At 69.0% G+C, this 8,892-nt stretch carries 6 protein-coding genes and 2 pseudogenes; 7 read left to right on the top strand and 1 reads right to left on the bottom strand.

All coding sequences use genetic code 11. The annotated features are described in order from the left end of the window. Positions 1–131: 131 nt before the first annotated feature. Positions 132–949, top strand: a protein-coding gene (locus ACFWIC_RS40200; protein ID WP_380522081.1) for an IS5 family transposase whose coding sequence is annotated in 2 segments (ribosomal slippage) — positions 132–489 and positions 489–949 — 819 coding nt in all. Because the reading frame shifts where the segments join, the coding sequence is not laid out codon by codon here. Positions 950–1,157: 208 nt separating this feature from the next. Here ACFWIC_RS40200 and ACFWIC_RS40195 read toward each other — a convergent pair. Further along, a complete protein-coding gene (locus ACFWIC_RS40195) occupies positions 1,158–1,823 on the bottom strand; it encodes a DivIVA domain-containing protein (RefSeq protein ID WP_380522079.1) in 666 nt (221 codons plus the stop codon). A 523-nt stretch (positions 1,824–2,346) separates the two neighbouring features. On the opposite strand from ACFWIC_RS40195, the gene ACFWIC_RS40190 reads away from it, so the two are divergent. The 6 genes and pseudogenes from ACFWIC_RS40190 to ACFWIC_RS40165 form a co-directional block, all read left to right on the top strand. Next, positions 2,347–3,114 carry an SDR family NAD(P)-dependent oxidoreductase gene (locus ACFWIC_RS40190; protein ID WP_380522077.1) on the top strand — a complete coding sequence of 256 codons (768 nt, stop codon included), beginning with the start codon at positions 2,347–2,349 and terminating at the stop codon, positions 3,112–3,114. Positions 3,115–3,182: 68 nt separating this feature from the next. Then, complete coding sequence (locus ACFWIC_RS40185) at positions 3,183–3,893, top strand: FadR/GntR family transcriptional regulator (RefSeq protein ID WP_380522075.1); 711 nt, start codon at positions 3,183–3,185, stop codon at positions 3,891–3,893. Beyond that, positions 3,890–5,035 carry a galactonate dehydratase gene (gene dgoD, locus ACFWIC_RS40180; protein WP_380522073.1) on the top strand — a complete coding sequence of 382 codons (1,146 nt, stop codon included), beginning with the start codon at positions 3,890–3,892 and terminating at the stop codon, positions 5,033–5,035. Before ACFWIC_RS40185 ends, dgoD begins: the two co-directional genes overlap by 4 nt. A gap of 693 nt (positions 5,036–5,728) precedes the next feature. Further along, on the top strand, positions 5,729–7,801 hold the full coding sequence (locus tag ACFWIC_RS40175) for a SpoIIE family protein phosphatase (RefSeq protein ID WP_380522071.1): 2,073 nt from the start codon (positions 5,729–5,731) through the stop codon (positions 7,799–7,801). Between the two features lie 26 nt (positions 7,802–7,827). Next, positions 7,828–8,302 (top strand): annotated as a pseudogene (locus ACFWIC_RS40170) (transposase); the annotation flags it as partial. A gap of 4 nt (positions 8,303–8,306) precedes the next feature. Beyond that, a pseudogene (locus ACFWIC_RS40165) lies at positions 8,307–8,411 on the top strand (IS5/IS1182 family transposase); the annotation flags it as partial. Positions 8,412–8,892: the final 481 nt, after the last annotated feature.

The following is an 8,892-nucleotide window of genomic DNA, read 5'->3' as shown; positions in this document are numbered from 1 at the left end:
AGCGACGAGCATCGACCTCAGATATGTCCCCACTCATGAACAGTCCAACGAGCAAACCCAACAGCAGTCACGGTAAGCACCGTTGCAGTATTAGACCGTGTCCTATGTGGTGATGGCTCGTTGGCCCCGGTATGGGGCGGGGTACGTGGAGTTGGATTGTTCCGGACGGGTTGTGGGAGTTGGCGAAGCCGCTGATCCCGCCGGACCGGGTCCGGCCGCAGGGCGGCGGGACGGCGAACACGCCAGATGAGACGCTGTTCGCGGCGATCGTGTATGTGCTGGTCAGCGGGTGTGCGTGGCGCGCGCTGCCGCCATGCTTCGGGGTCTCGAAGTCAACCGTCCACCGTCGCTTCCTGATCTGGTCGCGGGCCGGGGTGTGGGGCCGGTTGCACGAGGCGGTCCTGGAGCGTCTGGAGGACGTCGGTCTGCTGGACGTCTCGCGTGTCGTGCTCGACTCGGCGCACGTCAGGGCCAAAAAAGGGGCGGCCTCACCGGCCCGAGCCCCGTGGACCGGGGCAAGCCGGGTTCCAAGATGCACGTTCTGTCGGATGCGGGCGGACTGCCCCTCGTCGTCGGCGTCACCGCCGGCAACACCCACGACAGCAAAGCCCTGAAGCCGATGGTCGAGGGTCACCTGATGAGACAGCACACCTGGGGAGACCGTTACCGCAAGCCCGGACGTCTGCACGCGGACAAGGCGTACGACGTTCCCCACCTGCGGAAATGGCTGCGCGGCAAACGGATCGGCGTCCGAATCGCGCGCAAAGGCATCGAGTCGAGCGAACGCCTGGGACGCCGCAGGTGGGTCATCGAGCGCACGATGTCCTGGCTGACCGGCTACCGCAGACTCAACCACCGCTACGAACACGACCCCAACAACTACCTGGCCTTCCTCGGCCTCGCCGCCACCCTCTGCTGCTACAAACGACTGGTTCAACTCACCACATAGGACATGGTCTTATGCGATCTTTCAGACACGCTCTCCGGCTACGGACCACGGCGTATGGACAGGGGCGTCGGACGGTGGGAAGACCCTGCTGGTGCGTGGGTGAGCGAATGTGTGGCGGTACGGTGGACGGTGGCGCTGATCCGCTTGAGGAGCAGCCTCGAAATGGGCGTGCTCGTAAGCTGCGGCCCTTCCGCGGCCGACAGGCCGGTCATGCCAGGGGTGGGGCGGGTCGGGCACCGCCGAAATGGAGGGGCCGCGGTGGGGTGGGGACTGGGCCTGTGGTGGGGAGGTCGTCGCCGGTGAGTGTCCTTAGGTGACGCAATCGCTGCTCCAGGTAGGCGTCCAAGCGGGTGTGGTGTTCGTGTTCGAGTGCGCGCAGCCTCTGGATCCTCGATTCGAGGCCCGCGCGGACGGCCTCCAGACTGCCGACGATCGTCTGTAGCGTGGCACGGGTGTCGCGTTCAAGGGTGTCGGCGTCGGCCTGCGCGGCACGTTCGATGCCCTCGGCTCGGGTGCGGGCCGCGGTGAGGACACTCCAGGCCTCGGCGAGGGCGGCTGCGACGGCCCGGTCGGCGACCTGTTGGGCGAGTGTGAGGACCTGGGCGGCCCCGGCCATGCTGTCCAGGACCGGGGCCGGACGCGGGGGCGGGGGCATAAGTGCCGGGCTCCGGGTGCCGGTGTTCGGCGTCACGGCTGCGGGGCGGACGAGGGCCGGGGCCAAAGCAGCTCGAAGGCTCTCGTTCTCGCGCAGCAGTCGGACGAGCTCGGATTCGACCAAGTCGAGGAAGTCGTCGACCTCGCGTTCGTCGTAGCCCGGGCGCAGGCGGACGGTGGTGAACTGACGGGCGCGCAGGTCTGCAAGGGTGAGGGGCATCAGGGCAACCTCGACTGTCGGTGTACCGGGTGGCCCGACCGTGCCCGGCGCCTTCGGTTTGGTGGCGTCGGACGGGCGGTGGTGGGCGGGCATCGGTCGCGGGGGCGCCGGACACCGGACGCGCACGCGGATGCGTGGGCGGGGCACGGGAGGCGGCCCCGGAAAACGGCGCCGCCGTCGGTGTACGGATTGCCCTTACGCGCTTTGTACCCTCCCCGCTCGCGCGAAGTCCAGGGGTTACCGCGAGGAATTGTGCCTTCATCCGAACCCTTCGGATCGGACTAACGGTGGGTACCCGCTCGGGCACCGGGCGACCGCGGCCCCGGGGGGCCAACGTCGGACGGCCGAACCGACTCCCGGCGGGGTGGTGCCGGCGACGGCACCGCCCCCGGTGGCGTACGTCGAGGTCGCGTCCCAGCTGCCGGTCGGCATCCGGGTGGCGCCCACTGCTCGGATCCTGGGGCTGCGAGATTGCCCGCGTCAAGGTCTTTGCATAATTAATGCCCGGTTGTACCTTCGGGGCATGACAGAGCAAACGTGCCGCCGCTTCCACGGCAAGGTAGCAGTGATCACCGGCGGCGCCGCCGGTATCGGCGCCGCCACCGCACGGCGCCTGGCCGCGGAGGGCACGGCGGTGGTGATCGTCGATGTCGCCGACGCCGCAGGGCGGGCGACGGCCGAGACGATCACGGAGCAGGGCGGGCAGGCCGAGTACCGGCACGGCGACGTGTCGTCCGCGGCCATGTGGGAGGAGCTCGCGGCGCACGTGCGCGAGCGTTACGGGCGGCTGGACGTGCTGCACGGCAACGCGTACGCGGTGGTCGTCAAACCCGCCCACGAGCTGACGGAAGATCAGTGGGACGGCCAGCTCGATGTCACCTTGAAGGCCGCGTGGCTGGGGGTGCGCGCCTTCGCCGAGACGCTGCGCGCCAGCGGTGGTTCGGTGGTGCTGACCTCGTCGGTCCACGCACTGGTGGGGCTTCCCGGCCATCCCGCCTACGCCGCCGCCAAGGGCGCCCTGTGCTCACTGGGGCGCCAACTGGCCGTCGAGTACGGGCCCCAGGTGAGGGTGAACACCGTCGTGCCGGGGCCGATCATGACCGCGGCGTGGGACCGCGTGGACCAGGCGGGCCGGGCCGACAGCGTCGCCGAGACGGTCGCCAAGCGGTTCGGCACCCCCGACGAGGTGGCGGCCGCGGTCGCGTTCCTCGCCTCGCCCGACGCCTCCTACGTCACCGGGACCACGCTCGTCGTGGACGGGGGCTGGTCGATCGTCAAGGCCTCCTCATGACAGCGACCATGACGAGCCCTCCGGGCCGTCCCGGACACCCGAACAACCGCGCCGAGGAAGGCATCCGTATGAACCAGCCGCAGACCCGTAATCTGCATCAGCAGATCATCGACATCATCGGCGGGCGGATCGTCAGCGGCGCCTACGCACCCGGCTCGCTCCTGTCCCCGGACCGGCTGGAGCAGGAGATCGGGGTCAGCAAGACCGTCCTGCGCGAGGCGCTGCGGGTCCTGGCGTCCAAAGGCCTCATCGGATCGCGGCAGAAGCGCGGCACCTTCGTCCTACCTCGCGCCGACTGGAACCTCCTGGACGCCGACCTGCTGCGCTGGCAGGGCGCCGGCGTCCCCGACAAGGGCTTCCTGGCCAACCTGGGCGAGGTCCGCTCGATCATGGAGCCAGCCGCCGCCCGTATCGCCGCTCAGCGCCGAGAGGAGGCCGACCTCGCCGACCTCGCCGACGCACTGGAGCACATGGCCGTGGCCGGCCACGACACCGACGCCGCCGTGGAGGCGGACCTGACGTTCCACCGCGCCCTGCTGACCGCCACCCACAACGAACTGCTCACCCGCATGGAGGTGGTGATCGAGGCCGGGCTGCGGGTGCGCGACCACCTCGTCCACAGCGCGGAGCACTGGGCCGACCCCGTGCCCGCGCACCGCGCGGTGCTCGATGCCGTCCGTGACCGCGACCCGCAGGCCGCGGAGCAGGCCGTCCGGGACCTACTCGCGCAGGCCACCGCCGACGTCGACGGCCTGATACACCCCGGGGAGACCGCATGAAGATCATCTCACTGGAGACGTTCCTCGTCGCCCCGCGCTGGCTGTTCCTGAGGATCGCCACCGACGAGGGGATCACCGGTTGGGGCGAACCCGTCGTCGAGGGCCGCGCGGAGACCGTCCGCGCCGCCGTCGGGGAACTGGCCGACCACCTCGTCGGCGAGGACCCGCTACGGATCGAGCACCACTGGCAGGTGCTCACCAAGGGCGGCTTCTACCGCGGCGGCCCCGTCCTCTCCAGCGCCGTCGCCGGCATCGACCAGGCCCTGTGGGACATCAAGGGCAAGACCCACGGCGTCCCCGTCCACCAGCTGCTCGGCGGCCCGGTCCGCGACCGGCTGCGGATGTACGCGTGGATCGGCGGGGACAGCCCCGCCCACGTCGCCGAACTCGCCCGCGAACAGATCGAGGCCGGGTTCACCGCCGTCAAGATGAACGGATCCGCACAGCTGCGGTCCATCGACACCCCCGCCCGGACCCGGGAGATCGTCGACCGGGTGGCCGCCGTACGCGAGGCCGTCGGCGACGAGCACGACGTCGCGATCGACTTCCACGGCCGGCTGTCGACCGCGATGTCCCGGCGCGTCCTGCCCCTGCTGGAACCGCTCCACCCGCTGTTCGTGGAGGAGCCCGTCCTGCCCGAACACGCCCGCGACCTGCGCCGGCTCGTCGACTCCACCACCGTGCCGCTCGCCTGCGGCGAACGGCTCTACTCCCGCTGGGACTTCCGCGACGTCCTCACCACCGGCATCGCCGTCGCCCAGCCCGACGTCTCCCACGCGGGCGGCATCTCCGAGGTCCGCCGCATCGCCGCCCTCGCCGAGACACACGACGTCGCGATGGCCCCGCACTGCCCCCTCGGCCCGATCGCCCTCGCCGCGAGCATCCAACTCGGCTTCGCCATACCCAACTTCCTCATCCAGGAACAGAGCCTCGGCATCCACTACAACCGGGGCGGCGACGTCCTCGACTACCTCCTCGACACGGCACCCCTGCGCTTCACCGACGGACACGCCGCCCTCCCGACCGCCCCCGGCCTCGGGATCGAGATCGACGAAGCCGCCGTCCGCCGCGCAGCCGAGACCGGGCACCACTGGCGCAACCCCCTCTGGCACCACAACGACGGATCATTCGCGGAATGGTGACCCACATCCCCCTCACCGCCACCACCGACCCCCGCGATGGCCTGTTCGACACCCAGGTACACGCGGCGGCTCTACTCGCCGACCCGGTACCCCCGGCCCGACCGTAGGTCCCGGCCTCACCGGATGCCGGGGCCCAAGGCCGATGCCTCAGGTCCTGGCATGCTCCTGCAAGGTGTCCCGGTAGGCACTCGGGGTGGTGGAGGTGGTGGCCGGGGCATGCGGCTGGGGCGCGGGCGCCGCCAGTCGTACGCCGCTGCCTTCCGCAGGAGTGGCAACCGGAAAACCTCCGTGAGCAGCTCAAGTCTGCTACCAGGAAGGCGATTCCCTTCGCCAGGCCGAGGATCCTGCCGAAGCCGACGGGCAGGTTGGTGGTGTCGCCCACGTACATGACGTTCACAGCCTTCACCATGAAGTCACGGCCGACAACGTCCAATGCCTTGACAACCGCAGGGGCTGGGGTCCCCCGAGGGGCTGGGCGCCCGGATGGCCGTGGCGATCGCGCCGGGAGATCGACTGGTGAGGTCTTCCGACCCGGCTTCGAGGAATCCGGGTAGAATGGCAGGGCAACGCCGAGGTCGCCAACTCTGCCACCCGCAGGCACCCGCGGCGGCTCCGGTGGCCTCGTGTCTGTTGCCGCGTTCTAGCGTCGCTCCTCGGGGCCGCCGAAATTCCATAGCCACGGCAGGTGATCGAATGGAGCCGGTGCGGAATCACCACGGCGGCACGGAGTGGACCGGAACGGCGCAGGATCCCGGTGAGCCACGTATGCCGCACGAGTGGGTGGTGCGATCGTTGGGATCCCTGGTTGACGCCCTGGTCGCATGCGACAACCAGGGGAACATCACATACGTCAACAGCGCGGCGGAAACAGCTCTGGGCCCCACACCGCAGTTGCTCGGTAACCCATTGTGGCAAGCAGCGCCGGAGGCTGCCGGCACGGATCTGAAGCGTCTGTTCGAGCAGGCCATGGCGGCGGCCGCACCGGTCGAGCACGACGGGCGTCTCGAAACGCCGGGTCACTGGTACCGCTTCCGGTTCATACCTGTCACCGAGGGACTTCTGCTCTTCCTGACCGATCTCACCGATCTCACCAACCACCGGAAGCACCGCAGGGTCGACGTTGCAGGGCACTCCGCTCGCGTCGCCCAGCTGACCACCGCACTCGCGAGCGCCATCACCTCCGAGGATGTGGTCGGGACCGTCGTCGAACACGTGCTGCCTCCGTTCGACGCCACCGGTCTGATCATCCAGGCCGTGGAGAGGGGCGGCTTGCGGTCGGTCGGCTGCGCCGGGTATCCACCGGTGTTCACCGAGCTGGTCCGCAACGCCGACGTGACGGCGATGGCAGAGGGCACTCCCGTCAGTGACGTCCTCTCCGCGCCCCATGCGCTGATGTTCTTTCCGTCCCCGGAGGAGCTGATCAGCAGCTATCCGGCGACAGCCGATTTCGTGGCCATCGGAGGAAAGAACTCCTGGGCTTTCCTGCCGCTGGTCGTCTCGGGACGCGTCATCGGATTCTGCTGCATCAGCTGGAGCCAGCGGCGGAGCCTGAATGAGAACGAGCGCGCGCTACTGGGCGCACTGAGCGCACTGATCGCCCAGGCCCTCGAACGGGCCCGCCTCTACGAGGCCGAGTACACCCGTGCCCAGGAGCTGCAGCGCGGCTTGCTTCCCCTGGCTCTGCCCGCCCTGCCGGCCGTCACCGCCACCGCCCGCTTCGCGGCCACCAGCGGGGACATCGGCGGCGACTGGTACGACGTGATTCCGCTGACGTCGGGGCGGGTGGCTCTGGTCATCGGCGACGTGATGGGGCACGGGCTGTCCGAGGCGGTCACCATGGGCAGACTCCGCACCGCGGTGCACACGCTCGCAGCCCTCGATCTACCTGCCGACGAACTCCTCGTGCACCTGAACAACATCGTCAGCGACCTGGGCGACGATTTCTGCGCGACGTTCCTCTACACGGTCTACGACCCCGTCTCGGGTACCTGTGCCTTCTCCAGCGCCGGCCACCCCCCGCCCGCCGTCGTGTACCCGGACGGCACGGTGCACTTCCCGGACCTCGCCCTCAACCCGCCGCTGGGCGCCGCCACACCCCCGTTCGACACCACCGAACTCGTCCTCCCCGCGGACAGTCTCGTTGTAATGTACACGGACGGTCTGATCGAGTCCCGCACACGCGACATCGACCGCGGAATTACCCACCTCGCGGACATTCTCCACGCAGCCACCGGTGCGGCCGGCCGGCTGCCGCCCGACGCCGGCCACGACGAGGCCGCCAAGCGCCTCGACCTGCTGGGTGACGCTCTCGTCTCCGACCTGCTGCCCGCCGAGCAAACCTGCGACGACGCCGCCCTGCTCATCGCCCGTCTCCATCGCCTCCCGAGCCAGGACGTCGCCTCCTGGCTGCTGCCGGACACCGCCGTGGCGGCCGGCGAGGCCAGGCAGCACGCCCGCGACCAACTCGCCGCGTGGGGCCTGGACGAGTTGGTCATGACCACCGAGCTCGTCGTCAGCGAACTCGTGGGCAACGTCGTCCGACATGCCAAGGGCCCCGTGCAGCTTCGGTTGCTGCGCAGCGACGTGCTCATCTGCGAGGTGTCGGACGGCAGCCTGACCACGCCGCACATCCGTCGTGCCTTGACCACCGATGAAGGCGGGCGCGGTCTGCAACTGATCGAGGCACTTGCCCACCGGTGGGGAACCAGGCACGCGCCCACCGGGAAGTGCATCTGGACGGAACAACTCCTCCCGCCCGGGGGATAAGACCGTGTCCTATGCAGTGAAGGCTCATTGATGGCGGTACGGGGCGGGGGACTTGGAGTTGGATTGTTCCGGACGGGTTGTGGGAGCTGGCGAAGCCGCTGATCCCGCCGGACCGGGTACGACCGCAGGGCGGCGGGACGGCGAACACACCTGATGAGACGCAGTTCGCCGCAATCGTCTACGTGCTGGTCAGCGGCTGCGCCTGGCGTATGATTCCGCCCTGCTTCGGGGTTTCCAAGTCCACCGTCCACCGCCGCTTCCTCATCTGGTCAAGGGCCCGCGTGTGGGACCGGCTGCACGAGGCGGTCCTGGAGCGCCTTGACGACGCCGGCCTGCTGGACGTCTCCCGTGTCGTGCTCGGCTCCGCCCACGTGGGGGCCCAGAAGGGCCAACTCACAGGCACGATCCCCGTGGACCGGGGCAAGCCGGACTCACGTCCTGTCGGACACGGCCGGACTGCCACTCGTCGTGGGTGTCACCGCGGGCAACACCCACGACAGCAAAGCGAGAGTGGCTGCGCGGCAAGCGGATCGGCGTCCGGAACGCCCGCAAGGGCATCGAGTCCAGCGAGCGCCCCGGACGTCGCAGGTGGGTCATCGAACGGACCATGTGCGCCACGAGGCGCTCTGTTGTATCCCCGGTTCAGCCGGGAGGAACTCGGAAGGGGGTTCTTGGGCCGAATGACTCACCTGGATCCGAGAGGTGAAGGGGACAAGAGCATGTCAGAAAACCGGTGACTGGGCCTAGTTGTCTGGGGCGGTGTGCCGGGCGGCCCGCGCGATATGGCGAAGACTGGATTGCTTGAAGCCTAATCTCCAGAAGATGCAAGTTCCCATCCGTCGGAAAGACAGCTGAAACCGACGCCGACCCTGCACCGGTTTCGATTGTGTCAACTGGTGCAACTTCCGGGGTTCGGAGCGATGTCCAGCGAGGACATTCAAGGAGATGAGTGGGACGCCTAAAAAGACATCTCATTTGGGTGGGTTGAGTAGACTTCGAGTGTGCTGATCGTTGAGCGGCTGGTGCCGGATGAGCTGTGGGAGTTGTTCCAGTTGGTCGTGCCGGACGCTCCGGTGCGCCCGCAGGGTGGT

This window comes from Kitasatospora sp. NPDC127035 (assembly GCF_042726075.1).
Lineage (GTDB): Bacteria > Actinomycetota > Actinomycetes > Streptomycetales > Streptomycetaceae > Kitasatospora.
The sequence above is the reverse complement of the archived record's forward strand: the minus strand, read 5'-3'. Positions and strand labels throughout refer to the sequence as shown.